The sequence below is a fragment of the Lentimicrobiaceae bacterium genome (assembly GCA_028697555.1).
GTDB lineage: Bacteria > Bacteroidota > Bacteroidia > Bacteroidales > UBA4417 > UBA4417.
The window spans coordinates 1-26,173 of record JAQVEX010000004.1 but is presented as its reverse complement, the minus strand read 5'-3'; the positions used below and the strand labels follow the sequence as shown (position 1 = coordinate 26,173).

The following is a 26,173-nucleotide window of genomic DNA, read 5'->3' as shown; positions in this document are numbered from 1 at the left end:
TCTGACTTCTAATTTCTAACTTTATCTGCCAACAGCCCCGAGACTTCGGGGGCTAACGGCTAATAGCTATCACTCACTTTGACAAAGGAGTAGCTCCATCGGGAAGTTGTGTGGGTGGTCCGAAATCGGGATTAGTTATAAAGCTTTCGTCGGTTAAAGCATTCAAAAATGCTGTTAATTGTCGCCTCTCAATAGGTGTAAGTTTAGTTCCGCCGTTGTTTGCGTGGTGCATTAGCGGATGTATAAATTCCGAAACAACAATTCCTGTTGAGTAAAACTCAATCACTTCGTCCAATGTGCTAAAACGACCGTCGTGCATGTACGGAGCCGTATGGACTATATTCCTGAGGGTTGAAGCTTTGTATGCTCCAATATCGCTCCTAACGCCTGTTACGGAAAACCTATCGAATGGGTCGTTGAAGATAGAATCGGTTCCGTTGTTGTAAAACAAATTGGTTGTAAACAGCGGATTTCCGTCACCACCGTGGCAATGAAAGCAGTCTGCACCTTCTTCGGTCATAAAAAGCTCGTAACCCATAAGTTCATCGGTTGTAAGTTGCACTTCACCCCTTAAATATTTATCGAATTTAGAGTTGTAAGAAATAAGAGTTCGTACAAACTGAGCTATGGCTTTAGAAATTCCATCTACGGTTACTATTTTTGAGCCGAAGGCTTTTTCAAACAGTTCGGGGTAGCCACTTGTGTTTTGTATAAGTGTTACTATATCTGTTGTATCGCCGTTGATTTCGTTTGGATCGATGAGAGTGTGATAAACAATTCCTTCAATACCTTTTTTGTATTTATCGGGGTTGGAATTGTTAAAACTACCGTTCCACATGTATCCGCTTTCGTTCCATACCAAGTTTATGAGCGGTAAAACTGCGTGTGGTGTGGGAGTTCCGCCAAGTCCAACGGGTCTTCCGTTTTGAAACGTAATTTGGTTGGGGTCAACATCAAACGACCTTGATTGCTTATGGCAACTGGCGCAACTCATCAGGCTGTCTGCGTGGGTTCTTCCCGAAAGTCTTCCATCGTAAAACAAATACCTTCCTAATTCAACACCTTCGACTGTTAGTGGATTATCGACAGGAATATTTGTTCGAGTTGGGAAAAAACGAGGTATTTCTAACTCGTAAGGAGTTGTAATATGCGGTTCGGGTGGTTTTTTGCACGAAAACAAAACACCTAACAGCAAGACAAATAGACTTAGAGTTTTTATTTTGTTCATTGTTAGTTAGCTTTTATACTGAATACGTCGTGTCCGTTTTCGCAACCCATTTTTATTGCATCATGATTATCCATTATGCCTCCTCCAATAACGTTCCAATCCCAAATATTTGGATTCTTGAACCAATTTTGAACATTCATTACTAGGGTTATAGTATTTGAATCATCGGCTTTTGCATTAAGATTTATGGGCAATGTTACTTTAAAGTAGTAATGTTTAAATTCCGTGCTAGATTTTTTGGCTATTCCTAAGTGGAAATTGGCGTTTTTCCTATCAGAATTGGGGTCTAACCACTTGCAATTGAGTTTCATGTAGTGGTAGCCACCTCCTAATAGTTCGGGCCATACCATATCTCGTTCGGGCGGATTTACAAATCTGAAACTTGTGTTATTGGCTTCCGATAAGCCGAAGGTAAAGACGAGACTGTCGTATTTGGTTACAGGCAAGTCGTTGGATGCGAGCCATTGCATTGTTTCCGGAATGTCGGAGTCGATGTAGTGAATGCTTTGGTCGTTGATTAAATTGTGCTTTTCGCCCGAATTTGAAATTAAGCTAAGGTCAGAAATGAAATACTGAATTTCGTTGACTTCGTAGCGGTTACCGGCTTCATTAACGTAAATAATAGAGTCGAAAATAATTTCGTTGTTATCAATCAAGTGGCTAAATTTGATAGTAAGTGAGCCTTTTTCGTCTTCCGAATTATTTGTACAAGAGTTAATAAATAGGAGACCAAAAATTAAAGTTAAGATTAGTGTTAAGTTTTTCATGATTTATAAATGTAGTTTAGTAATTTATTTTCCTACAAAAATAAGACTTTTTTTCATCTCAAAGGATATATCTGAAAAAATCTATATATAATATATGTTAAAAAAGAGCTTTTACGAAGTAGAATGCCATACCAATAGTAACGGCAAGTTTCATGAAAGTTCCGGCTAAAAATCCCACAAAAGAGCCTAAAGCTGATTTAAACGAAATATTAAGGTCGGAGCTGTTGATAAATTCGCCTATGAAGGCACCAATAAAAGGTCCTATTATCAAACCCCAGGGAGGAATAAACAGTCCTAATATTAATCCGGCTGTTGCACCTCGAGAGCCTGCTTTGGTACCGCCAATTTTTTTAGCACCCCATATAGGAACAAGATAATCTAACAGAACTACAATAGCAGTAAGAACTCCCCAGATGATAAAGAATCTTAAATCGAAAGGAGCTTTTGAGCTAAATTGTAGTAACAACAAACCTACAAACGAAAGTGGAGGACCAGGCAAAATAGGCAAAACGCTACCTAAAATACCTACAATCATTAATATTGCACCGAGTACGATTAAGAATATGTCCATGGTTTTAATATGTTGTTACTGATGTTGTACTACAAATATTATTCCTTTTCTTGGCTTTTAGCTGTTAGCTTTTAGCCGTTGGCTAGACCAAGCCAATAGCCAAAAGCTAAGAGCTAACGGCTATAACTTCATGCACCTACTTCTTATCACAATATTTATCCAACATCATTTTAGCATCTTCGCTTCCTAGTTCAAAAGCCTTTTGCCAATCGGGGCACGGGTCTAAGTTAATTATAAGTTTTGCTTGTCCGCGGTTGAAATAAGCATTAACGTGTTTTGCATCGTTGGAAATAACGAAATCATAGTCTTCTATTGCTTTTTCATATTCTTTCAGCATCATGTATGTGTTGCCTCTGTTGAGGTATGCCGACAAATAATTCCTATTATGTTGGATTGAATACGTAAAATTCATTTCAGCATCCTCGTATCTTCCTAATTGAGCTTGTGCATATGCCATGTTGTAGTACATTTTGGAATTTGGAGGGTAATTTATATCATACCTCTCGTAGTCGGCAGCAGCCTTTTCATAATTTTTTAAGTATAAGTGTATGTTTGCTCTATTTTCCAAGCCTTCGCGATGATTAGGAGATATCTCCAAAAGCTTGTCGTAATTTTCTAATGCAGTTTTGTACTCTTTTAAGTCGTAATATATTTTACCTTTCAAAAGAAATAAGTGCCAAGTATCAGGAAACTTAGCTATAGCATCATTTAAAATTTCTATGGCTTCTTCGGTATTGCCTCCACTGTAGTGAGTTAGAGCGGCATAATACCAAGCATAATGGTTTTTGGGATTAGCTTTTTCTTCTTTTTTAAACAGTTTAAGAGCTTTTGTGGTTTCGCCGCTTTTTGCCAAGCTAACACCCTCTTTAATGTTTTCTGATAAAAAAAGTTGATGTTCAGAATTATCATTACCAACCAACGTAGGAACGCCAAGCGAAAAATCGACTATAGGTATTGATTTTGGCGGTTTATTGCCGGTGTTTGTTTTACTATCAATGTCGGCTTTATCGTAACCGACTTGGTTTTGTTGTTCGATGTTGGTCGTATCGCTTATTAAAGTTATTCCATCTTCGGTTTTTATATTATCCGATTTAACTTTACTTTGGCAAGCCGTTGAAAAAGTAATTGCAATTAAGCATACAAATAAGTATTTCATATTCATTTGTTTTAGTTTGTTGATTAATAGGTGTTTATTAGTCGAAAAATTAATAGTTATATTGAGTTTCATTTTTTTTATTTGCAATTTCTATGCAAAAGTACTTTAATTATAAGAAAAAAATTGTTAATTGTTTTATTTGTCGTCAACGATGTCAAAGTCTAAGTATCTGCGTTGCAAGTCAACATTAATGACTTTAATTGTAATATCGTCTCCAAGTCTGTATGTTTTTCCGTTCCTTTGTCCGATAATCTGATAATTATCTTCATCTAAAAAGTAGTAGTCGTCATCTAAAAGTCGCATAGACACAAGACCTTCGCATTTATTGCCTTTAATTTCTACAAAAATTCCCCACTTGCTAACTCCCGAAATTGCGCCTTCAAAAACTTGTCCTTTTTTATCTAACATATACTCAACCTGCTTATATTTAACGCTGTTGCGTTCGGCATTTTGAGCTCTATTTTCCATTTTGGAACAGTGTACGCAATATTGCTCGTATTCTTCCTGATCGACGCTTTTTTTACCTTTAAGGTAAGATTTTATAAGTCGGTGAACCATAAGGTCGGGGTAGCGACGAATGGGCGATGTAAAGTGGGTGTAATATTTAAAGCCTAAGCCGTAGTGTCCGATGTTTGAAGTTGAGTATTCGGCTCTTGACATGGTGCGAAGCGCAATTTTCTCAATCATACGTTCTTCGCCTTTGCCTGCAATTTCGGTAAACAAAGAATTAAAGCTTTTAGTGATATTGCTTTTTGATTTAGTTTGGAATGAATAACCCAACTTTTTCAGAAACTCGGTAAAATTCGATAACTTTTCAACGTTAGGTTCGTCGTGTACCCTATAAACAAAGGTTTTAGGGTTCTGATTGTTGCTTCTCTTTTCGCCTATAAGACTAGCCACAGTTTTGTTAGCCAAAAGCATAAATTCTTCTATGAGCCAATTAGATTCTTTTTGTTCTTTTATTTTTATCTCGATTGGTTTGGCATTTTCGTCGAGAACAAACTCAACTTCTTGTGTGTTAAAATTAATTGCACCCTTTTTAAATCTATCGGCTCTGAGTATTTCAGAAATTTTGAACAGTTGAAGAATTTGGTCTTTAAACTCACTATCTGCACCTTCAATAATGTTTTGCACTTGTTCGTAATTGTATCTGACGTTGGAACGAATAACAGTTTCGCCAAGCCAATGCTTCTTGATTTTACCATCTTTTGTAATGTTAAAAACAGCCGAAAAGCAAAGCCTGTCTTCGTTTGGTACAAGTGAGCACATATTGTTTGATAGAGCTTCGGGTAGCATAGGTATGGTTCTATCGACCATATATACTGACGTAGCTCTTTCGTAGGCTTCGTTATCGATAGGAGTACCCGGTTTTACAAAAAACGAAACGTCGGCAATATGTATTCCTATTTCGAATGTATCGTTGTCAATAGCTTTTATCGAAAGAGCGTCGTCGAAATCTTTTGCGGTTTCGGGGTCTATTGTGCAAGTCCAAACGTCTCTGAAGTCTTTTCGCTTAACAAGTTCCGTTTTAATATCCAATTTAAAACTTTCGGCTTGTTTTTCGGCTTCGTCGGAAAAGCAGAGCGGGAAGTCGGCGTCGGCTAAAATAGCCTGCATTTCAACTTTATTATCGCCAGGATTTCCCAACACGCTAACGACCTTACCTTCGGGATTGTTGGCTTCGGGTTGCCAATCGGTTATTTCTACAACAACTTTCTGACCGTTTTTGGCTCCCATCAAACTTGTTTTCGGGATAAATATATCTCGTTTTACGGTAATATTATCGGCGACCAAGAAGGCAAAATGTTTGCTAATTCTGATAATACCAACAAATTGTTTTTTAGCTCTTTGCAATACTTCAACGATAACGCCTTCGGTCTTTTTGCCTTTGCGACGTGGGAACAACTCAACGCGGACTTTGTCGCCGTCTAATGCCTTGTTGGTATTGTTGGGAGCAATATATACGTCTTCGTCGAGTCCGGTATTTATTATATACGCCTTGCCGCTAGATTTCATTTCTACCTCGCCGACAACGCTATTTGCCTTGTCGATAGCTGCAAGCAATTTGGGATTTATGTAATATTTGCCTCTACTTCCTTCTACGAGTGAATTTTGCCTGCAAAGCAATTCTATTGCGCTACGAACAGCCTCTTTTTCGTCTTTGCTGCTTATTTGCATCAACGATGCGACTTGGCGGTAATTTAGTTTTCGGTCTTTATTTTGCACAAAAATTTCAAACACCTGATTTGCTAAGGCGTTTTTCTCAACATTTTTGTTTTTCTTCTTTTTCATATTATTATTTGTGTTTTTTAATTGTGTTGTATAATGAATCCCTTTCAACGGGAGTCTTTCCTACCTCTGTAATAGCTTTTTTAATTTCTTCTTCGGTGAAATCGGGGTTTGTATCTTCGGCTCCTGCCAGCGAATAAATTTGGGTCGAATTGTTTACGGTTCCGTCTAAATCGTCGGCTCCAAACGAAAGAGCCAGCAAGGAGTTTTGTTTTCCGAACATGGGCCAATACGCTTTTATATGCGGTACGTTGTCTAAAAACAAACGAGAAATCGCAAACATTTTTAAATCATCAACTAAGCTGACTTCACCCAAATGGCTCATAGAGTTGTTTTTGCTCTTGTATTTTAGCGGAATAATAGCGTTAAAACCTTTGGTTTCATCTTGCAGTTCTCTTATTTTTCCCAAATGATTAATGCGGTCTTTAACGTTTTCAATATGTCCGTAAAGTATGGTTGCATTGGAAAAAATGTCAATTTTGTGTGCTTGTCTGTGTATTTCCAACCAATTGTTTGAGTTTGTTTTATGTGAACAAATTTTGCTTCTTATTTCATCATCTAAAATTTCTGCACCGCCACCGGGCAGTGAACCCAAACCGTTTTTCTTCAAAAGTTCCAATCCTTCGCCAAATCCCACTCCCGATTTATTGCACATATATTCTATTTCCACAGCCGAAAATGCTTTAATATGTACGTTTGGAGCAATTTGTTTTACAGCGTTTATAAGGTTTGCGTAGTAGTTTATATCTCTTTCGGGGTGAACCGCGCCTGTAATATGCACTTCGGTTATATTGTCGGAAACAGGTTTGATTTTTTCCAACATTTCATCGACAGATAATTCAAAAGCTGTGCTATGATGATGCGAATACGAGCAAAACGAGCAATTGTGTACACATATGTTGGTTGGCTCAACGTGGATATTTCGATTGTAATAAACGTTGTTGCCGTTGATTTGTTTGTTTTTGAGGTCTGCAAGTGAGCCCAAAAGAGCCAAATCGGAGTTTTGGTATAACAAAACAGCTTCCGACTTAGTAATGCGTTGCGAGTTTAATATTTTGGACGAAACATCTTTTAATTCCGACGAGTAATGCGATTTTCCTATTAATGATGATATAAAAGAGTCAGTCATGAGTTTATTTTTGTATTGAAATTATTTTATGAACCTGAACATTGTTTTTTGAAATAACTTTAAGCCACAGCATTCCGTTGTATTCCGGCAGTTTGATGGTAAACGGATTAGAGAATGAGTTTTTGGGGAAAATCCATTCTCTCATTATTCTTCCGTTTGCATTTATTGCAAATATTTTCAGGTCGTAATTGTTATCGGCTATTCCATTGATGTAGCCGTTTACGGTTGGGTTTGGATAAAACGGATAATACACTTTTATCCAATCTCTGAGCAAAATCGAATCGGTTGAGATATCGTTGCTAACTACTAATTTTACATCGAAAGAGCCGTGTTCCTTGTATGTAATATTTGTAGGATTTTTTTCGGTAGATGTTTGTGGCGTAGCACCTTCGAAGTGCCATTGCCAACTTGTCGGATTTCCGGTAGAAACATCAAAAAAGTTGATGCTATTATCTATAGCTACAATATTATTAGAAACCGAGATTAAAGGCATGATATGATTGGAGTTGAACACGCCGTCTAGTATTGGGTTTCCTGAATTTATCGGGTCTAACCAAGGTGCGAGTTGCTTGTAGGAATTACTGCCATTGGATTTCCACGAATACGAAAATTTCCCGAAATAGTCTTTTTCGTTAGGCGAACTGCACGATGAGTTTCCACCTGAAAGAACTCCAACAATTTTATTATTGTTGTTAAACAAAGGACTTCCGGAAGAACCGCCTTCGGTAACGCCGTGTCCGTTTTGGGTTTCAACCCAAGTTACACCCCAATGAGTATTTGCTGTAGCGCTCCAATTATCGTTGGTGCAGGGCTGTTCGTAGGTTGAGATTTTTTTAAAATCGCCTTTTGGGTGATGCAAGCAAACGCCGTATGGCGATGGCGTTTCGGTTCTGTCCCAACCGGAAAAATATACGTTGTAGGCTTCGGGAATGCTATGCTTAAGTTTTAAGAGTAAAAAATCCGAACCGTCATCATCTATAAAGTCGCTTTGCGAAACGATATCCATTCCAACCATTGTTTGGTCGAAGTTTGGCGGAACATCGCTATTACAATCGGATTCGTAATTGAAATAAAACACCCATTTGTTTTTATCTAGTTGAGATAACACAGTTTGACTATTTAATGCTCCGCAGTGTCCGGCAGTTAGAATGTATGGCATAAAGTCGTTGGCGGTGTTGTTCACCACGCTTCCGCTACAGTAGTAGTACATTCCTTCAACACAAGTAAGGAGCTTTACCACACTTCGTTTAATAAGCTGAAAGTTGTTACCTTCACTACAATTTACACTTACTTGGCAAAAGTCAGATTCGCCGTTCCTGTCGCCGTTCAGCAAGTTTTTGTAAAAAAACGAGACATCTTGCAATACCAGAGTAGCATTTGTGGGTGGAGTTTTTACAAAGTCGATTTCAATATAAACGGTTTCATCGGGTATAGGTCTGATTGTTATTTCATTGTCAGATAACTGAGCTAAGTCAAAAGCTCCATAAATGTAATTTCCATCTTCCGAAAAACAGTACAACTTACTTCCGCTTGGAAAATTATCGTATTTCAAACTAACACCTAAGGCTGTGGCATTATCGGCTTTTATGGCAATTATCCACGAGTGCGTTCCGTTGGCATTGCGGTGTTTGTAAACTGTATTGCTGATATCGGTGTTTTGTGGTAAGACAATCCCCAAACGGTCTTTTTTCAAAATGCAATCCTGAACCGATAAATCTTCTTCTTGCAACTTCTTAATATCGGGTGTTTCTATTTCTATGCAAGAAATAGAACGTTTTTGTGTTTTAAGAGTATTGTACAAAAACGGATTTCCCGGGCTTTGTATTTGAGCCGCTATTTCAAGCGAACAGCAGATTAGCAGTAAGGAAATTATAATTACACAAGTCTTTTTGTACATTGCTTAATAATTTATGAATAATTCAATTGCTCCGTAACCGTACTTGGCAAATGGAGCGTCTTTAACTTCAATATCGCCGTTGACACTAACTCTGTTAAGAATTGCATTTTTTAATACTCCGTTGCCAATCCCGTGAATAACAATGAGTCTCTTGTAGTTGTACGCTATTGCGCTCGACAAAACCTTGTCGAAAAAAGATAGCTGATATTGTAGAATATCTTTAGCTTTCATTTTAGAAAAATCGGGCAACAGTTTTGAAATATGCAGGTCAACTTCGGCAGTATCGTCGTCTATTCTGAATTGGTTGACAATGGGACTAATCTCGAACACCGAACTGTTTTTTTGTTTCAGTACAGCGCCATATTTGCTTTCTTCTACGAGTTTTTGCTTTTCCTCGGCACTTGCGGTTCTGTACAAAGTGTGAATTATGCCTTTTTGTTGTTTGTAAATTGGGAAAGCCTGCAAATTAGCAACATCGGTGATTTGTGAGATTTTGGAATTAAAAGTAACCGAATGCGGAGCTTGAATGGCTTTGGTTTTTTCGTGAAAGAAAATTATTTGCACTTCTCCTTTTTGCCACATATCAAGTTTGTCGGCTTTTATTACGTCGATGACTTGGCAGTTGTTTGCCGGAATAGTGCCGTAGTCGTAACCAATGAATCCACTTTTGGTTTTTTGCAGAAATATTGAATAAATAATTTCGCAATTGGTGTAATTGAAAAGAACAATTTCTACGTCGCTTATCTGAATTTTTTCAATATCAACAGGAAACCAACCTAAGTAAATTCCCTTTTCCACGTCATTATCGGGCTTTATACTCATGTAGGTTTGTTCATCTTCCAAAGTGTAATCTTTTTCAACTTCCCAAGCGGTTTCTTGTTTTTTACTATCTTGTCTTACAGCTTTATGTTGCTCTTCCTGATTACGTTGAGCTTTTCTTTCATCTTCCTGCAAAAATATTCGGCTTGCCGGTGTAGATTCTCCAATTTTCACAACTTCGTTCATTAAGACGGGTACTTCAAAACCATCTTCAATTTCAACCAAAACCATGTAGCTATTGAGTTGCTTAACGATAATTCCTCCACCGGTTGTATTCAAAAATCTTACCTTATCTCCTTTTTTTAATCCCATATTGCGTTTATTTCAAACAAAAATAATCTATTTCTTAAAATTTTAAGCACAAAGTACCAATTAATGTAAAGTTAATATGGGAAATAGTGATTAGTGGATAGTGATTGGTGGTTAGTGGTCGGTGTTGTGTGGTACGTGGTTTAATGGCTTTTAGCCTTTAGCTTTTAGCCATTGGCTATTAGCAAACGACCATAGCCAATAGCTAACAGCCAACAGCTAATGGCTATGATTTGTAAACAAACTCATCTCTACTACTCAAAAACCACGTCGTTTAGGAACAACCCTTTTGCAGGAACCGAAAGTCCGGCGCTACATCTGTCTTTACTTTCGATAATTTGGCTGAAATCGTCTATAGAACATTTGCTTAGTCCGACATCAATGAGAGAGCCGGCAATAGCTCTTACCATATTTCGCAAAAACCTGTTAGCTGATATTGTAAATACTATTTCATTGTCGGTTTTGGTGAAGTACGCCTCAAATACGGTGCAAATAAAATTGTTAACCTGCGTGTTTACTTTACTGAAAGATTGAAAATCTTTTGAGCCTATCAGAAGTTTTGCAGCTGCGTTCATTTTTTCAATGTCTAAAGGTACGGTAATTTTATATGCGTAGTTATACTTAAACGGGTCTTTGCTTGTGATGATATAATATTTGTACTCTCTACTGATTGGCGAAAAGCGTGAGTGCACGGAATTATCGACTTTATTTATTGAAAAAATGACAATATCCTCGTCTAAAAAGCCATTTAACTTGTAAGTCAGTTGTGAGAGCTCTTGCGGAGTGTAAAAACCGTCGCAATCGAAGTGAGCAAAAAACTTTCGGGCATGAACACCTGTATCGGTTCTTCCGCATCCAATAAGTATTATTTCTTGTTTGGTGATTTTGCTCAAAGCATCTTCTATTGTCTCCTGTATTGTAGGAGCGTTAGGCTGCTTTTGCCAACCATGATAGTTTGTGCCGTCGAAAGCTAAATGCACAAGATAACGATGCTTGTTTTCGGTGATGTTCATAATGCAAAATTAAGCATTTTGGGGTAAAATTATGCTTTTTTACTTTTATTTGACAGGTTGCGTGGTGCGTGTTGCGGGTTACGAGTTTCGACATTTTCGGTCATTGAGTGCCGATATTGAGCGAAGCGAGATATCGGTGTATCGGGCTTCAGTAAATTCAGCCACCAAAATGCCGAAAATGGAGAATAGAGTGTTGTGTCTTTCTCAATAGCCGTGTCTTTAAAGGCACGGCTATTGAAGCGAAATGCCGAAAATCTCGGGTCTTCAGCCACTGCAGCACTTCGGCACTTCGACACCTCGGCTACGCTCGGTGGGCACGAGCTCAGTGACCGAAGTGCTGTAACTCCTAACTCATAACTCCCAACTCCCAACTCCCAACTCCTAACTCCTAACTCGTAACTCGTAACTCATCACTTATCACTTATCACCCATCACCCATCACCCATCACCAGCCAACGGCTAAAAAACCAAAAAAAAACTTAATAATTTTTTGCATTTGAAAATAAAAAAAATATACTTTTGTATTTAGTTAAAATTAAAACAGTTGCAGTATTTTAAAAGTAAAAAACAACTAAAAAATAACATAGTAAACCCATTAATAATAAACCCATTTAATTAATTTATCCGACTATGAAAAAAACATTATTACTCTCATGTTTATTGTGTGTATGTACGTACTTATGTAGCGTTTCTACTGCTTACGGACAAACAGTAGCACACACGTTTGACCTTAGCAATGTAACTTACACACAAAATTTTACTATCCCGGAATTCCCCTATGCATTTTATCCAACAGGTTGGAAGGGAATTAAAGTAGGTGGTACGTGGCACCGATACGGAATAGGCGATTCTATTCCATTAGAATGTAAAAACAGTAATCCAGTCGGACTTAGTGGCATTATCCTTGTTGGTTTTGATCCAGGTTATTATTGGGATTGGACCGATAGAGCTTTGGGAACAAGAGCTAGTGACTTTATAATACCGGCTTTTGGAGCTGTATTTAAAAATAATACCGGCTATAAAATTACCAAAATCGACTTCTCGGGTGTTTGCGAACAGTGGTGTACCGGAAGTTCTAGTTTTGTTATTGAAACTATAGAGTTTGAAATTAGCTTTAACGCTACCGACCTTTACGATGTTGATGCTACCTGGACAAGAGTAAATAGTTTTGACCTTGTAGAAATTAGAAATGATTTTGGTGTATCACAAAGTATAGACGGTAACGAGTCTGAAAACAGGCGAAGTATAAGTGCAACTTACGAAAATGCGCAGTGGCAACAAGGCAGCAATATGTGGATACGCTGGACAGACAAAGATGATGTTGGTAATGACGCATTACTTGCTATTGATGACCTTAGTATTACGGTTACTCCTGAAATTAAGGTTATTCCCGAAGGGTTTGCACACATATTTGATATTGACCACATGACTTACAATCAAAATTTCGACGGCATGGGCGCCACCGGAACATCCTACCCTACGGGTTGGACGGGATATAAAAAACACGGCAATAATACACCACTGGTAGGTGCACTACTTCCGTTACAAGTTTCCGACGGTTCTAGTGGTAATGCAGGTATGCACAATGTCGGCGAATCGGGACAAAGCGACAGAGCCATGGGATCAATTTCCTATTATGGAGTAACTGTTCCGACTTTTGGAGCTGTATTTAAAAACAACACCGGCAAAACTATATCAAAATTAGACTTTACCGGTGTGTGTGAACAATGGCGAGCTGGGGGAAGTATGCTTGGAGGTTCAACTTTTGACGAACGCCATATATTTGAAATTAGCTACGATGCCACTTACCTAAATGATACTAGTGCCACATGGACACCAGTAAGCAGCTTCGACCTTTATGAAATTCAAACAGGGAATACCAGTAGCGAAAAACTGAACGGCAACTTGCCTGCCAACAGACAAGAAATTAGTGCAACTTTAAATAATATTAACTGGCAAACCGGCACCAATATATGGATACGCTGGAATGACGACCAAGCACCAGCCAACAACGCACTATTAGCTATTGATGACCTTTCAGTTACGGCAACTTTGGCAGACCCTATACTAACCGTTACTTGTCCCAAAGCAGGAGCTAAATGGGAAAATGGTTCAACTCACAACATTACATGGAAACAAGTAAGTATTTCCGATAATATTAAAATTGAATTGATAAATGTTTATGGTAGTGTTCAGGGCACCTTAGCAGAAAACGTAACTGCAACTAATGGTTCCTGGACATGGAACATTCCTGTCGGGCTGCCTTCAGGTTCCGGCTATAAAATCAGATTAACAGCAGGAGCAAAAGTGGCGGAGAGTGGAATATTTGATATTATAAGTCCATCATCCGAACTAGTAGCATTTACATTCGATGCAAACAATTTAATTTACGACGAAAATTTCGACGGCTTATTACCCGACGGAACAACTTATTTGACAGGTTGGAAAGGAGTAAATAAAGCGACCGGCGACCCGCTTGCGTTGCAAGTTTCCAATGGCACGCCGGATGTTGTAGGCGCCTTCAACGTTGGTACAACCAACGAAGCCGACAGAGCTTTGGGAACAAGAGCAGGAGATATACAACCTCGTTTTGGAGCCGTCTTTAAAAACAACACTGGCTCAAGAATTACAAAAATCAACTTTTCGGGTTTTTGCGAGCAATGGCGTACCGGAAATAATAGCAACAATGAGTCTAGCCAATTTGCAATCAGCTTTGATGCTACAAACCTTAACGATGGAACATGGACAAATATAAATGATTTCAACCTTAATGAAATTCTAACAGGTGATAACAGTGGTCAGGGTGTAGATGGCAATTTGGCTGCAAACAGGCAAGCTATTAACGCAAGCAGCATAAACCTTGAATGGGAACAGGGCGATTATATGTGGATACGCTGGACAGACGACTTGGCAACCGGTAGTAACGCACTACTTGCTATAGATGACCTTCAAATTGCGGTTACTCCGGTTCCGTCAATATCCGTTATTTCCCCAAAAGCGTGGGACAATTGGCAATACGGCACAACCTATAATATTACTTGGGCACATGTAGGTATCACCCATGATGTTAAAATTGAATTGAAGGATGTAACATCAGGCACAGAATGGGTAACTATAGCAGAAAACATACCAATAAGCAATGGTTCTTGGGATTGGTATGTGCCTAATAATCAGACTCCCCATTCGTACAGAATTAAATTAACAGCAGGTGGAAAAATTTCGGAGAGTGCAATTTTTAATGTTGTACAAAAATATATAGGTGTTAATTATCCTAACACGCTCAGCAAATGGGTTCAAGGTACTTCACAAGATATATTGTGGGGTGTAAATGGTATAGCATCTGGTAACGCAAAAATTGAACTTACTCGCAACGCATCTGCTGCTAATCCTGTATGGGAAGAGCTAGCAGCTTCTGTTCCCGTAGAAAACCGAGCTTGGACTTGGAATATTACACAGAATGGAAGCAACGACTGTAAGATTAAAATTACACGTATTTCCGATGATTATTCGGCACAAAGTGAAACATTCAGTATTGTAGATGCTACGGAAGTACCCAAAATATTTATTACCGAATATATAGTAGGTACAGGCAATAACAAAGCCTTAGAAATATACAACGGTACAGGAAGTAATATTAATTTGATTAAATTGAAAATTCGTGTTACTCAACCTGATGCTACATATAGAGATTGGCTTTTTAATAATATAATCCTTGCCGCAGGCGATGTTTATGTTTTATATCATTATAATGCCAACGCAAGTATTAAAGATTATGGCAATGAATATTATTCATATTTCTTCGAATATGTTGATGGAGACGGTGCTATAGAAGTTTTTTACGATGGAGTAGTCTGCGATTTGTTTGGAAAGATAGGAGATAATCCTGCTAGTGGAGCTTGGGAAGTTGCAGGTGTGGCTAATGCAACAAAAGACAAAACCCTGTTACGCAAGCTAAATGTAACTAAAGGTAATTATATGCCCAAAGGCTCTTTCGGGACAACAGCCGAAAATAGCGAATGGGTAGTAAAGGAAAAGGATTATTTTGGCAACATAGGAGGATTTGGTTCGGCTTTAACACAGAGCACCAATACCGGTCTGGACGCCAGCTATGATGTCCCCATAAGCGATTCTAATGATAGTACATTCAATCTTATTATTAATAATAACAGTGTAGATGTTAATAACTGTGTTGGCGTAAATTCAAAGTTAAATAACGTAAACAATGTAATACTTAAAAAATCGGGAAACACAACATTTACAATTAATCCTAATTCCAACTTAGGTATTGCCGGTATGGCTGTAGATAAATCGCCTACAAAAGATGGAACTGTCAGCTTTAATATCCTAAGCGATAATACAGGCACGGGTGCGCTTATGCACGACTTTATAACAGCCGGAGATATAAAGAGATATATTTCGGGCAATACGATTCTCACGGCAAATTGCTACCACGGTGTTAGTGTTCCGCTTGAACAAGGAACAAATCTTGTTAGTAACTTATTCAATGGCTCTTACTTGTACAAATTTAACGAAACACTCAATCAATGGGAAGGTATGGGTTCGGCTACCAATACCCAATTGTATGCAGACAGGGGATATTTGATATACTATCCAGGTGCCAGTATAACCTACAATTTTGACGGTACTTTTAATTACGGCTTCTTCCCAATACCATACACATCTACGGCTGCCGATAAAGGATTTAACTTTGTGCCTAATCCTTTTCCATCTCATATAGATTTTTCGGAAATTGAGAATTTTCCAACTAGTTTATCATACGGTTTTTGGGTATGGGATAATGGCAACTACAAAGCTTATAACGTTCCTGCCGGAACGGGTACAACCACAAATTACGATACTATTTCCATAGGACAGGCGTTTTTCGTTAAAGCCACAAGTGCGGGTACATTGTCACTTACCAACAAATGTAGAGTAGGCAATAGAGCAGACAAATTAACACCTTTTTATAGCACGGGCAATCAACCTAACAAGTTGCGTATAGCCGCAAATGGCAATCAGTTGCAGGACGAGATACTGTTTGTTATAGATAACAAATGGAATTTAGGCACAGATGAAGGCGATATGGTTAAAATGATAGGTTCGGAAGAAGCACCGCAACTTAGCAGTATCAGTGCCGACAATGAAAACCTTACTATTAATACCCTGCCGTTAAATCGTTACGAAACAGTAATACCGCTTAGCTTTACTCTGAACGCATCAACGCAAGTTCAGTTTGTAGCCGATAACAGAAGCCTACAAAGCAATATTACTCCATACCTGATTGACAAAAAGGAAAACAGAAGCGTAAACCTACGTCAAAATCCTGTTTACACTTTCAATCACGCCAACACTGACAGCGACAACCGTTTTGAATTAAAACTCGTAAACGCAGTCTATTCCACACCTTACGATTTGGCAGACGAAAACATGATTTATGTAAATAGCAACAATCAGATAATTGTGAGCGTACCAAGCATGCAAAACACCAAAACTATGGTCAACGTTTACGACATGCAAGGCAAGTTAGTAAGCAGCAACTCTGTTTACTTAACCGACACTTTCGTAACCCAAGCACCTGTAGTTTCGGGTGTTTATGTTGTTAGTGTGGTGAATTCAGTGCAAGCTGTTAATAAAAAGGTCGTTGTTACCCGTTAGTAGCCATTAGCCATTAGCGTAACTCAGCTAATAGCTAAAGGCTAAAAGCCAACAGCTAACAGCCAACAGCTAACAGCCAACAGCTAATTCAATTAAAAACAAAAAAAACATCAGATATGAAAACAACACTAAAAACAATCTTACTAATAGCAGTATTAACCTTTGGTGTGCAATATTATTTATCGGCACAATCTACCACGCCACCTAAACCGCCTACTGAAGCTACTGATGGAGGAAAGAATGGTATTGTAGGAGGAGGAGCTCCAATAGGTAGCGGTCTTGTAGTATTGCTAACTCTTGCCGGAGCCTATGGCGGATATAAGCTGTATAAGAACGCTGATGAGGAGGAAGAGTAGAGTTCTGAGTATTGAGTATAGAGTTTTGAGTTCTGACATTTTCGGTCATTGAGTGCCGATATTGAGCGGAGCGAAATATCGGTGTATCGAAATGCCGAAAATGGATAAAATAATTTTTTTTTCAGCACTTCGACACTTCGATACGCCCTTGGCACTCAGTGACCGAAGTGCTGACCCCGCTCGCTTTGCAAAAGCGAGCGAACGTCTGGAGGATGGTCATTGATTGGTGGTTTTAGTTTTGAGTTCTGAGTATTGAGTATTGAGTATTGAGTATTGAGTATTGAGTATTGAGTATTGAGTATGTCAACTCCTAACTCCTGACTCGTAACTCTGAACTCAGGACTCCTCCGCACCCACTCATCACTCATCACTCACCACCATTCACTAATTATTAAAGATTATCTTTTCATCGTCAGCATCAATATAAATAGGTTTTTCCTTGTTAATGCTGTTTGATAAAATTAGCTTTGAAAGTTGATTGAGAATTTCTCTTTGTATCAAACGTTTTATAGGTCTGGCTCCGTATTGCGGGTCGTAGCCGTGTTTTACAATTAGGTCAACTGCTTTTTCGGTGTATTTTAGAGTAATGAAATTGTCTTTTAGCATTTCGCTAACTCTGTCTAATTGTAGCACCACAATTTGCTTGATTTCATCTTCTGACAGCGGAGTAAACATTATAATTTCGTCAATACGATTTAAGAATTCGGGTCGTATTTCTTTTTTCAAAAGATTGATAACTTGTTCCTGAGTTTCTTCTATAATCGCATCTCTGTTGCTGTCGTTCATCATCTCAAGTTTTTCTTGAATAAGTCGTGACCCGATATTGGAAGTCATAATAATTATTGTGTTTTTGAAGTTGGCAGTCCTACCTTTGTTGTCGGTAAGAACGCCGTCGTCCAACACTTGCAATAAAATATTAAACACGTCGGGGTGAGCTTTTTCCATTTCGTCGAAGAGAATAACAGAGTACGGTTTTTTACGCACTTTTTCGGTTAGCTGTCCACCTTCGTCGTATCCCACATATCCCGGAGGCGAGCCAATGAGTCGAGATACCGAATGCTTTTCTTGATATTCGCTCATATCAATTCTGATAAGAGCATTTTCGTCGTTAAACATGTACTCGGCAAGGGCTTTGGCAAGTTCGGTTTTACCAACACCTGTGGTTCCAATGAAAATAAAAGAGCCGATTGGCTTTTTAGGGTCGTTTAAGCCGGCACGACTTCTTCTGATGGCATCGGAAATTGAAGTAATGGCTTCGTGCTGACCGATAACTCTTTTGTGAAGTTCGTCTTCCAAGTGTAGAAGTTTTTCGCGTTCGCTTTGCAACATCTTGCTTACGGGTATTCCTGTCCATCTAGCGACAACTTCTGCAACTTCTTCGGCACTGACTTCTTCTTTAATCATAGCCGAGTTTTGTTGCTTTTCTTCCAACTGACTTTTAAGAGCTTCTAATTTATTTTTAGCTTCCTGAATTTTGCCGTATCTGAGTTCGGCGACACGACCGTAATCTCCATCACGTTCGGCTCTTTCGGCTTTAAATTTGTAATCTTCAATAAGCTGTTTCTGTTCCTGAATACCGTTCACAAGTTCGCGTTCGGCTTCCCAAGTAGCTTTAAGCGAGCGACGAGTTTCGTCTAAATTGGCTATTTCTTTGTTGAGCATTTCGAGCTTAGTCTCATCTTTTTCGCGTTTAATAGCTTCTCGCTCAATTTCAAGTTGTCTGATTTTTCTTTCAACTTCGTCCAATTCTTCCGGAACGGAATTTATTTCGTAGCGTAGTTTTGCAGCAGCTTCATCAATCAGGTCAATGGCTTTGTCGGGTAAAAATCTGTTTGTGATGTAGCGTTGCGATAGTTCAACAGCAGCAATAATTGCCTCGTCCTTTATCCTGACCTTATGGTGAACTTCGTATTTTTCTTTCAAACCTCTAAGTATCGATATTGCGTCGATTGTGTCAGGTTCATCGACAATAACAATTTGAAAACGTCTTTCAAGAGCCTTATCTTTTTCAAAATATTTTTGATATTCCGATAGAGTAGTTGCTCCAATTGCTCTAAGTTCGCCTCGACTAAGTGCCGGTTTCAAAATATTTGCAGCATCCATAGCACCTTCAGAAGCACCGGCTCCAACTAAGGTGTGTATCTCGTCGATGAACAATATGATTTTTCCGTCGGAGTTGACGACTTCTTTGATAACGCTTTTCAAACGCTCTTCAAATTCGCCTTTATATTTCGCTCCGGCTATTAAAGCCCCCATATCAAGCGAAAACACAATCTTATCTTTTAAATTTTCGGGTACGTCACCGCTCTCAATTCTGTGAGCAATACCTTCGGCGATAGCTGTTTTCCCAACACCTGGTTCGCCTATCAGAATAGGGTTGTTTTTGGTTCGTCTGGAAAGAATTTGCAATACCCTTCTAATTTCTTCGTCTCTGCCAATTACAGGGTCTAGCTTGCCTTTTGCGGCTAATTCGTTTAAGTTTTTTGCATATTTACTAAGTGCATTGTAAGTATCTTCTGCCGAAGCACTTGTCGCCGATGAGCCCTTTCTCAAGTCCTTGATTGCTAGTTTCGTGTTTTTTTCGGTAAAACCTTCCGATTTTAATATTGCAGAAACATCGCTAGGAGTTACAATCATTGCTAATATAAGCATTTCTATTGTAACAAATTCGTCATCAAATTCTTGCATTAACGATTCGGCTTTTTTGAAAACCTTTTGCAATTCTTCGGAAATGTATTGTTGCCCGCCTTCAACTTTCGACAAGCCACTTATAAGCCTTTCGGTTCTTTTGGCAATATTATTAGTATTTCCTCCAACTTTTGAGCAAATGTATTGAAACACTTCCTTGTCGTTGTCAATTATGGCTTTTAGTAAATGTTCAGGAGCAATAGCTTGATTTTTATTTTCCGAAGCTATTTGCTGAGCTTTTACTATAATTTCTTGTGATTTTATTGTATATTTATTAAAGTCCATTTTTTTTATTTTTTAGTTTGTAATATTCTCGCTATACAATACTCAAAATAAGAGCCATTGCGATAAAAGACAATGTTTGCGACAAAACGACAGTGGCAGTGTAATTCACGATGCCAAATTGTCGCATAAAGGAGATTTTGAAATAAAAAAAATAGTTATACATTTGCAGCCTAAATAATTAAATTATAAACTAAAAATTAAATAACATGTTTGAAACAGCATACACATTTGTGCCAATACTGATGGTAGTGATTTTTGTATTAGGATATACTGCAATTGCTACCGAACATTCTATCCACGTCAACAAAACGGCTTCGGCTTTACTTACAGGCGTAATATTATGGTTTGTATTTATAATTTTTAGCGACGATATTGGTTTTGTCAATACTGAGCTTCGTCATCATTTGGGCGAAATTGCCGAAATATTATTTTTCCTTATGGGAGCCATGACTATTGTCGAAACCATTGATTCGCACAATGGTTTTCATGTTATAACTTCGCGTATTACCCAAACCGACCAAAGAAAGCTGTTATGGATAATTTCGTTTATAACTTTCTTTTTATCAGCTGTTTTAGACAATTTAACAACGACAATTGTAATGGTTTCTTTGTTAGGAAAACTTATTAAAGACCGCGAACAAAGATTGTTTTTTGCTGGAATGGTTGTAATTGCTGCAAATTCGGGCGGAGCATGGTCGCCAATGGGAGATGTTACTACAACAATGCTATGGATTGGTAACCAAATTACAGCTGGGCATATAATAGTTGAAACGTTTGTACCTTCATTGATAAGTATAGTAGTTCCGTTAATAGTTTTGTCGCTTATACTTAAAGGAAAGGTTGAAAGACCCGAAGTAAAAGTTAGCGAATCGGCTGCAATATTATCGTATTCGCAGCAAAAAACAATGCTTATACTAGGAGTTGGCGGATTGGTATTTGTTCCTATTTTTAAAACTTTTACCCACTTGCCACCGTACATTGGCATGATGCTATCGTTGGGAGTAATTTGGTTGTTTACCGAATTGAAACACAAAAACTTGCCGGCTCAACATAAACGAGCTTTATCTATTCCACATTCGCTAGGTCGTATTGATATGCCGAGTATATTGTTCTTCTTAGGAATTTTATTAGCAGTTCACAGTCTTCAATCGGTTGGAGTGTTAGGTAAAGCTGCCGACTGGCTTATGACAACCGTGGGTAATATGAATGTAGTTGTAATACTAATTGGTTTATTGTCGGCTATAGTTGACAATGTGCCTATAGTAGCTGCGGTTCAAGGCATGTTCGATTTGTCTGTATTCCCGACCAACTCTCACTTCTGGACATTCTTGGCTTATGCAGCCGGAACAGGTGGCAGTGCTCTTATTATAGGTTCGGCTGCAGGTGTTGCTGCTATGGGAATAGAGAAAATAGACTTCTTCTGGTACGTCAAAAAGATTACTTGGATAGCTTTACTCGGATATTTTGCCGGTGCAGGCGTGTTTATCTTGCAAACGATGATTTTTGGGTAATGGGTTGCGGGGTGCGGGATTTAATGGCTTTTAGCCTTTAGCCGTTAGCCTTTAGCTTTTTTGTGATTGGTGATTGGTGCAATGTGCAATTAGCTAACAGCCAATAGCCAATAGCCAACGGCTACTCCTACTTTCAAAAAATCATCCTTAATTTTCCTTCTTTTTTATGTTAAATAAGCATTCCAAAATCGGACTTAACAATAATTTAACATTGATTTTATTATAAGCGGTTGATTTAAAAACTATTACAGCGAGAAAATTTTTCCTGTTTTAAATGAACATTGGTAAGAAGATTTATTAATTTTGCTTGTTTTTAAATTTTTAAATATAAGCTTATGTTAGAATCAATCAATACTATGATCCCAATGTTTATGGTGATCGTTTTTATTTTAGGTTACACAGCCATTGCCACAGAGCATAAAATTCACATCAACAAAACAGCTTCGGCTTTATTTACAGGTATAGTATTATGGACAATTTTTATAGTTTTTGTCGATAATACTGATTTTATAAACAAGGAGTTGCGAGCTCATTTGGGCGATATTTCGGAGATATTGTTCTTTTTGATGGGAGCAATGACTATTGTTGAAACAATAGACTCGCACGGAGGTTTTCAAATTATTACCTCACGTATCACCCAAACCGACAAGAGAAAGCTACTCTGGGTAGTGTCTATTGTTACATTTTTCTTATCGTCGGTACTTGATAATTTAACAACAACAATTGTAATGGTTGCTTTAGTCGGCAAATTAATAAAAGACCGCGAGCAACGTTTGTTTTACGTTGGTATGGTTGTAATAGCCGCAAATGCAGGTGGTGCATGGACGCCAATAGGTGACGTTACAACTACAATGTTATGGATAGGTAATCAAATTACTGCCGGATTTATTATGAAAGATACATTTTTGGCGTCAGCTACAAATCTTGTAGTTCCTCTAATTGTGCTTTCGTTTATGATGAAAGGTCATGTTGAAAGACCTGATGTTGAAGAAGATAGAGCAGCAAATCTGCTTTCAAGGAGGCAGCAAACCGAAATGCTTTTATTAGGGGTAGGTGGCTTAATTTTTGTTCCGATTTTCAAAGTTCTCACCAATTTGCCTCCTTACGCCGGAATGATGTTAAGTTTGAGTGTTATATGGTTCTATACCGAAATAAGACATAGAAAATTGCCTATGGAAACAAGAACAGCTTTGTCGATACCACGCTCATTATCGCGTATCGATATGCCAAGCATACTATTCTTTTTAGGTATTTTGTTGGCTATTCATGGTTTGCAGTCGGTAGGAGTGCTTGGTAAGGCAGCAACGTATTTGATGGACAATATCAGCAACATGAATATAGTTGTAATGTTAATAGGTTTGTTGTCGGCAGTTGTCGATAATGTTCCATTGGTTGCAGCCGTTCAAGGCATGTTCGATTTGACAGTATTTCCAACCAACTCAGATTTCTGGGCATTTTTAGCTTACGCAGCCGGAACAGGCGGTAGCATATTAATTATAGGTTCTGCTGCCGGCGTTGCTGCAATGGGAATAGAAAAAATAGACTTCTTCTGGTACTTGAAAAGGGTTTCTTGGATAGCTTTGCTCGGTTACTTTGCAGGTGCGGGCGTGTTTATTTTGCAGTCGATGATTTTCTGATAGGTTCGTGTTGAGGGGTAGTTTTGAGTTTTGAGTATAGAGTTACGAGTTACGAGTCTCTAACTCCTGACTCAGAACTCAGAACTCAGAACTCAGAACTTCTGACTTCAAAGAAAAATCAACATTAATTTCTTCCATCTTTTTTTTGTTAAAAAAGCGTCACTTTTAATCATAAATCCAAATTTAACAAAAATGTAATAATGATTTTGTTTTTAAGTGTCTTATCTTAAGATTGTTGCAGTAAAAAATAAATTTTAAATTAAATTACAAATACTAAGTAAATTTATTAGCTTTGCCCAATTAATCAAATTTCAAAAATATAATTTATGTTAGAATCAATCAATACTATGGTCCCAATACTAATGGTGATCGTTTTTATTTTGGGCTACACAGCCATTGCCACAGAGCATAAAATTCACATCAACAAAACAGCTTCAGCTTTATTTACGGGTATAGTATTATGGACAATTTTTATAGTTTTTGTCGATAATACCACCTTTATAAATCAAGAGTTGCGAGCTCACTTAGGAGAGATTTCGGAAATACTGTTCTTTTTGATGGGAGCGATGACTATTGTTGAAACAATAGATTCGCATGGAGGTTTTCAAATTATTACTTCACGTATCACTCAAACCGACAAGAGAAAATTATTATGGGTAGTTTCTATAATAACTTTCTTTTTATCAGCAGTTTTAGACAACTTAACCACCACAATAGTCATGGTTGCATTAATTGGCAAACTGATAAAAGACCGCGAACAACGTTTATTTTACGTAGGTATGGTTGTAATAGCTGCCAACGCTGGTGGAGCATGGTCGCCAATTGGTGACGTTACAACCACAATGTTGTGGATAGGTAACCAAATTACTGCCGGATTTATTATTAAAGATACTTTTATAGCTTCAGCTATAAATCTTGTTGTTCCTTTAATCGTGCTTTCGTTTATGATGAAAGGTCATGTTGAAAGACCTGGTGTAGAAGTAGACAGAGCGGCAGATCTGCTTTCGAGAAGGCAACAAACCGAAATGCTTTTATTAGGCGTTGGAGGTTTAATATTTGTTCCAATTTTTAAAGTTATTACAAATTTACCACCTTATGCCGGAATGATGTTCAGTTTGAGCATTATATGGTTTTACACCGAATTAAGACATAAAAAAATGCCGAAAGAGACAAGAACAGCTCTATCGGTACCACGTTCACTGTCGCGCATTGATATGCCGAGCATACTATTCTTTTTAGGTATTTTGTTGGCAATTCACAGTTTGCAGTCGGTGGGAGTGCTTGGTAAGGCTGCAACGTACTTAATGGAAAACATCAGCAACATGAACATAGTTATTATTTTAATAGGTATGTTGTCGGCAATTGTCGATAATGTTCCGTTGGTTGCAGCTGTTCAGGGTATGTTCGATTTAACGGTATTTCCGACTAACTCACACTTCTGGACGTTCTTGGCTTATGCAGCCGGCACAGGTGGCAGTATGTTAATTATCGGTTCTGCTGCCGGTGTAGCTGCAATGGGAATAGAAAAAATAGACTTCTTCTGGTACTTGAGAAGGATTTCTTGGATTGCTCTGCTTGGCTACTTAGCAGGTGCCGGTGCGTTCATTCTTCAATCTATGATTGTTTAAAGATAGAACCAATAGAAAAATAGAGTAACAGTTTTTCATAGGATACAGACCCTCGTTGGAAATTGAACCCAACGGGGGTTTGTTTTTATCATTTAAAATCTGAAAAAAATACCTAGAAATATCAGTTATTAGAAAAAATTTTGTAAGTTTGAAAAAAAAATAGCGCATATAAATATTAACCTATAAAATATTCAAAACATGAAACACACAATTATTCAGTCTTCCGTTAAAGATAATGTTATGTGGGTAACTTTTAACAGACCCGAGGCATTGAACGCTCTAAACTCCCTATTTTTCGACGAATTAGAGGGTTTAATTGATAATATTGGTCCCGAAATTATGTGTTTGGTTTTCACAGGAACGGGCAAAGCCTTTGTTGCCGGTGCCGATATTGCCGAAATGGATGGCATGAGCGAGGCTGAAGCCAAAAAGTTTTCGAAAAGAGGACAAGATGTTTTCAAAAAAATATCCGATTTAGATATTCCCGTAATAGCTTCTATAAACGGCTATGCCTTAGGCGGAGGTATGGAATTAGCAATGAGTTGCGACATACGTATAGCTTCCAACTTAGCTAAAATGGGTCAGCCTGAAGTTTCTCTAGGTATTATACCCGGATACGCAGGAACACAAAGACTACCACGACTTGTAGGCTACGGAAACGCTTTTTATTTAATTACTTCGGGAATTAACATTACAGCCGAGCAAGCATTTAATATGGGTTTGGTACAAAAAGTAGTTGAACCTGAAAACCTTCAGCAAGAAACGGAAGCTATTGTTAATGCAATTGTATCAAAGAGTCCGCACGCTGTAAAAGCAGCCAAAAAAGTATTGAAGAAAACAGCCGAAACATCATTTGAAGAAGGCTCGAATAAAGAAGCTAAAGTTTTTGGCGACTGCTTTAACAACCATGCTCATGAGGGCATGAAAGCATTTTTAGAAAAAAGAAAACCAATCTGGAAATAAAATTTAAAATAATATTACATTATGAATTATCAAGATATATTGAGCAACGTTGCAGTTTTGGGAGCTGCAGGTAAAATGGGAAGCGGTATATCGTGGCTGCTTTCTGTAGAAATAACAAACGAAATGCTAAAACCCGAAAATAGTGAAAAACAATTCGTTCTTAACGCTATAGACGTATCGGAACAAGGTTTGCAAGGGTTGTTGGAATACGTCAGAACACAAACTCAAAAATATGCCGAAAGAAGAATCGAACAGATAAAAACGTTGTGCAA

The 26,173-nt window shown here is 38.1% G+C and carries 17 protein-coding genes; 7 read left to right on the top strand and 10 right to left on the bottom strand.

Annotated elements, in window-relative coordinates; all coding sequences use genetic code 11:
• Positions 1-73: 73 nt before the first annotated feature.
• The 9 genes from PHP31_01085 to truA all read right to left on the bottom strand — a co-directional run bounded on the left by PHP31_01085 (position 74) and on the right by truA (position 11,178).
• On the bottom strand, positions 74-1,228 hold the full coding sequence (locus PHP31_01085; protein ID MDD3737875.1) for a cytochrome c peroxidase: 1,155 nt from the start codon (positions 1,226-1,228) through the stop codon (positions 74-76).
• 2 nt (positions 1,229-1,230) lie between these two features.
• The gene (locus PHP31_01080) at positions 1,231-1,995 is read right to left on the bottom strand and encodes a hypothetical protein (protein MDD3737874.1); all 765 of its coding nucleotides are present in this window, start codon (positions 1,993-1,995) and stop codon (positions 1,231-1,233) included.
• 97 nt (positions 1,996-2,092) lie between these two features.
• A complete protein-coding gene (locus PHP31_01075) occupies positions 2,093-2,566 on the bottom strand; it encodes a DUF456 domain-containing protein (GenBank protein ID MDD3737873.1) in 474 nt (157 codons plus the stop codon).
• 136 nt (positions 2,567-2,702) lie between these two features.
• Positions 2,703-3,722, bottom strand: coding sequence for a DUF3808 domain-containing protein (locus PHP31_01070; GenBank protein MDD3737872.1), 1,020 nt, complete (start codon positions 3,720-3,722; stop codon positions 2,703-2,705).
• 135 nt (positions 3,723-3,857) lie between these two features.
• A complete protein-coding gene (gene rnr / locus PHP31_01065; GenBank protein ID MDD3737871.1) occupies positions 3,858-6,014 on the bottom strand; it encodes a ribonuclease R in 2,157 nt (718 codons plus the stop codon).
• Between the two features lie 4 nt (positions 6,015-6,018).
• Positions 6,019-7,140 carry a CofH family radical SAM protein gene (locus PHP31_01060; protein MDD3737870.1) on the bottom strand — a complete coding sequence of 374 codons (1,122 nt, stop codon included), beginning with the start codon at positions 7,138-7,140 and terminating at the stop codon, positions 6,019-6,021.
• Positions 7,141-7,144: 4 nt separating this feature from the next.
• Positions 7,145-9,037 carry a PKD domain-containing protein gene (locus PHP31_01055; GenBank protein MDD3737869.1) on the bottom strand — a complete coding sequence of 631 codons (1,893 nt, stop codon included), beginning with the start codon at positions 9,035-9,037 and terminating at the stop codon, positions 7,145-7,147.
• A 3-nt stretch (positions 9,038-9,040) separates the two neighbouring features.
• Positions 9,041-10,168 (bottom strand): DUF2027 domain-containing protein, encoded by a 1,128-nt coding sequence (locus PHP31_01050; protein MDD3737868.1) that lies wholly within the window; start codon positions 10,166-10,168, stop codon positions 9,041-9,043.
• A gap of 251 nt (positions 10,169-10,419) precedes the next feature.
• Positions 10,420-11,178, bottom strand: coding sequence for a tRNA pseudouridine(38-40) synthase TruA (gene truA, locus PHP31_01045; GenBank protein MDD3737867.1), 759 nt, complete (start codon positions 11,176-11,178; stop codon positions 10,420-10,422).
• Positions 11,179-11,808: 630 nt separating this feature from the next.
• Between truA and PHP31_01040 the strand changes: the two genes are divergently transcribed.
• Positions 11,809-16,833 (top strand): Ser-Thr-rich GPI-anchored membrane family protein, encoded by a 5,025-nt coding sequence (locus tag PHP31_01040; protein ID MDD3737866.1) that lies wholly within the window; start codon positions 11,809-11,811, stop codon positions 16,831-16,833.
• A 116-nt stretch (positions 16,834-16,949) separates the two neighbouring features.
• Positions 16,950-17,189, top strand: a complete 240-nt coding sequence (locus PHP31_01035) for a hypothetical protein (GenBank protein MDD3737865.1) — start codon at positions 16,950-16,952, stop codon at positions 17,187-17,189.
• A 384-nt stretch (positions 17,190-17,573) separates the two neighbouring features.
• On the opposite strand, the gene clpB is transcribed toward PHP31_01035, so the two are convergent.
• Positions 17,574-20,162, bottom strand: coding sequence for an ATP-dependent chaperone ClpB (gene clpB, locus PHP31_01030; GenBank protein MDD3737864.1), 2,589 nt, complete (start codon positions 20,160-20,162; stop codon positions 17,574-17,576).
• A gap of 206 nt (positions 20,163-20,368) precedes the next feature.
• Between clpB and nhaD (PHP31_01025) the strand changes: the two genes are divergently transcribed.
• The 5 genes from nhaD (PHP31_01025) to PHP31_01005 form a co-directional block, all read left to right on the top strand.
• Positions 20,369-21,673 (top strand): sodium:proton antiporter NhaD, encoded by a 1,305-nt coding sequence (nhaD, locus tag PHP31_01025; protein MDD3737863.1) that lies wholly within the window; start codon positions 20,369-20,371, stop codon positions 21,671-21,673.
• A 335-nt stretch (positions 21,674-22,008) separates the two neighbouring features.
• On the top strand, positions 22,009-23,310 hold the full coding sequence (nhaD, locus tag PHP31_01020; protein MDD3737862.1) for a sodium:proton antiporter NhaD: 1,302 nt from the start codon (positions 22,009-22,011) through the stop codon (positions 23,308-23,310).
• A 326-nt stretch (positions 23,311-23,636) separates the two neighbouring features.
• On the top strand, positions 23,637-24,938 hold the full coding sequence (gene nhaD, locus PHP31_01015) for a sodium:proton antiporter NhaD (GenBank protein ID MDD3737861.1): 1,302 nt from the start codon (positions 23,637-23,639) through the stop codon (positions 24,936-24,938).
• A gap of 198 nt (positions 24,939-25,136) precedes the next feature.
• The gene (locus PHP31_01010; GenBank protein ID MDD3737860.1) at positions 25,137-25,901 is read left to right on the top strand and encodes an enoyl-CoA hydratase-related protein; all 765 of its coding nucleotides are present in this window, start codon (positions 25,137-25,139) and stop codon (positions 25,899-25,901) included.
• A 21-nt stretch (positions 25,902-25,922) separates the two neighbouring features.
• Positions 25,923-26,173: hypothetical protein (locus tag PHP31_01005; protein ID MDD3737859.1), on the top strand; the 251-nt coding region annotated here is incomplete at its 3' end.

Coding starts and splice junctions, on each gene's coding strand:
- nhaD (MDD3737861.1), top strand. CDS start 23,637: ATGTTAGAATCAATCAATACTATGGTCCCAATACTAATGGTGATCGTT.
- nhaD (MDD3737862.1), top strand. CDS start 22,009: ATGTTAGAATCAATCAATACTATGATCCCAATGTTTATGGTGATCGTT.
- truA (MDD3737867.1), bottom strand. CDS start 11,178: ATGAACATCACCGAAAACAAGCATCGTTATCTTGTGCATTTAGCTTTC.
- rnr (MDD3737871.1), bottom strand. CDS start 6,014: ATGAAAAAGAAGAAAAACAAAAATGTTGAGAAAAACGCCTTAGCAAAT.
- PHP31_01040 (MDD3737866.1), top strand. CDS start 11,809: ATGAAAAAAACATTATTACTCTCATGTTTATTGTGTGTATGTACGTAC.
- PHP31_01075 (MDD3737873.1), bottom strand. CDS start 2,566: ATGGACATATTCTTAATCGTACTCGGTGCAATATTAATGATTGTAGGT.
- PHP31_01085 (MDD3737875.1), bottom strand. CDS start 1,228: ATGAACAAAATAAAAACTCTAAGTCTATTTGTCTTGCTGTTAGGTGTT.
- PHP31_01070 (MDD3737872.1), bottom strand. CDS start 3,722: ATGAAATACTTATTTGTATGCTTAATTGCAATTACTTTTTCAACGGCT.
- PHP31_01035 (MDD3737865.1), top strand. CDS start 16,950: ATGAAAACAACACTAAAAACAATCTTACTAATAGCAGTATTAACCTTT.
- PHP31_01060 (MDD3737870.1), bottom strand. CDS start 7,140: ATGACTGACTCTTTTATATCATCATTAATAGGAAAATCGCATTACTCG.
- PHP31_01010 (MDD3737860.1), top strand. CDS start 25,137: ATGAAACACACAATTATTCAGTCTTCCGTTAAAGATAATGTTATGTGG.
- PHP31_01050 (MDD3737868.1), bottom strand. CDS start 10,168: ATGGGATTAAAAAAAGGAGATAAGGTAAGATTTTTGAATACAACCGGT.
- PHP31_01080 (MDD3737874.1), bottom strand. CDS start 1,995: ATGAAAAACTTAACACTAATCTTAACTTTAATTTTTGGTCTCCTATTT.
- clpB (MDD3737864.1), bottom strand. CDS start 20,162: ATGGACTTTAATAAATATACAATAAAATCACAAGAAATTATAGTAAAA.
- PHP31_01055 (MDD3737869.1), bottom strand. CDS start 9,037: ATGTACAAAAAGACTTGTGTAATTATAATTTCCTTACTGCTAATCTGC.
- nhaD (MDD3737863.1), top strand. CDS start 20,369: ATGTTTGAAACAGCATACACATTTGTGCCAATACTGATGGTAGTGATT.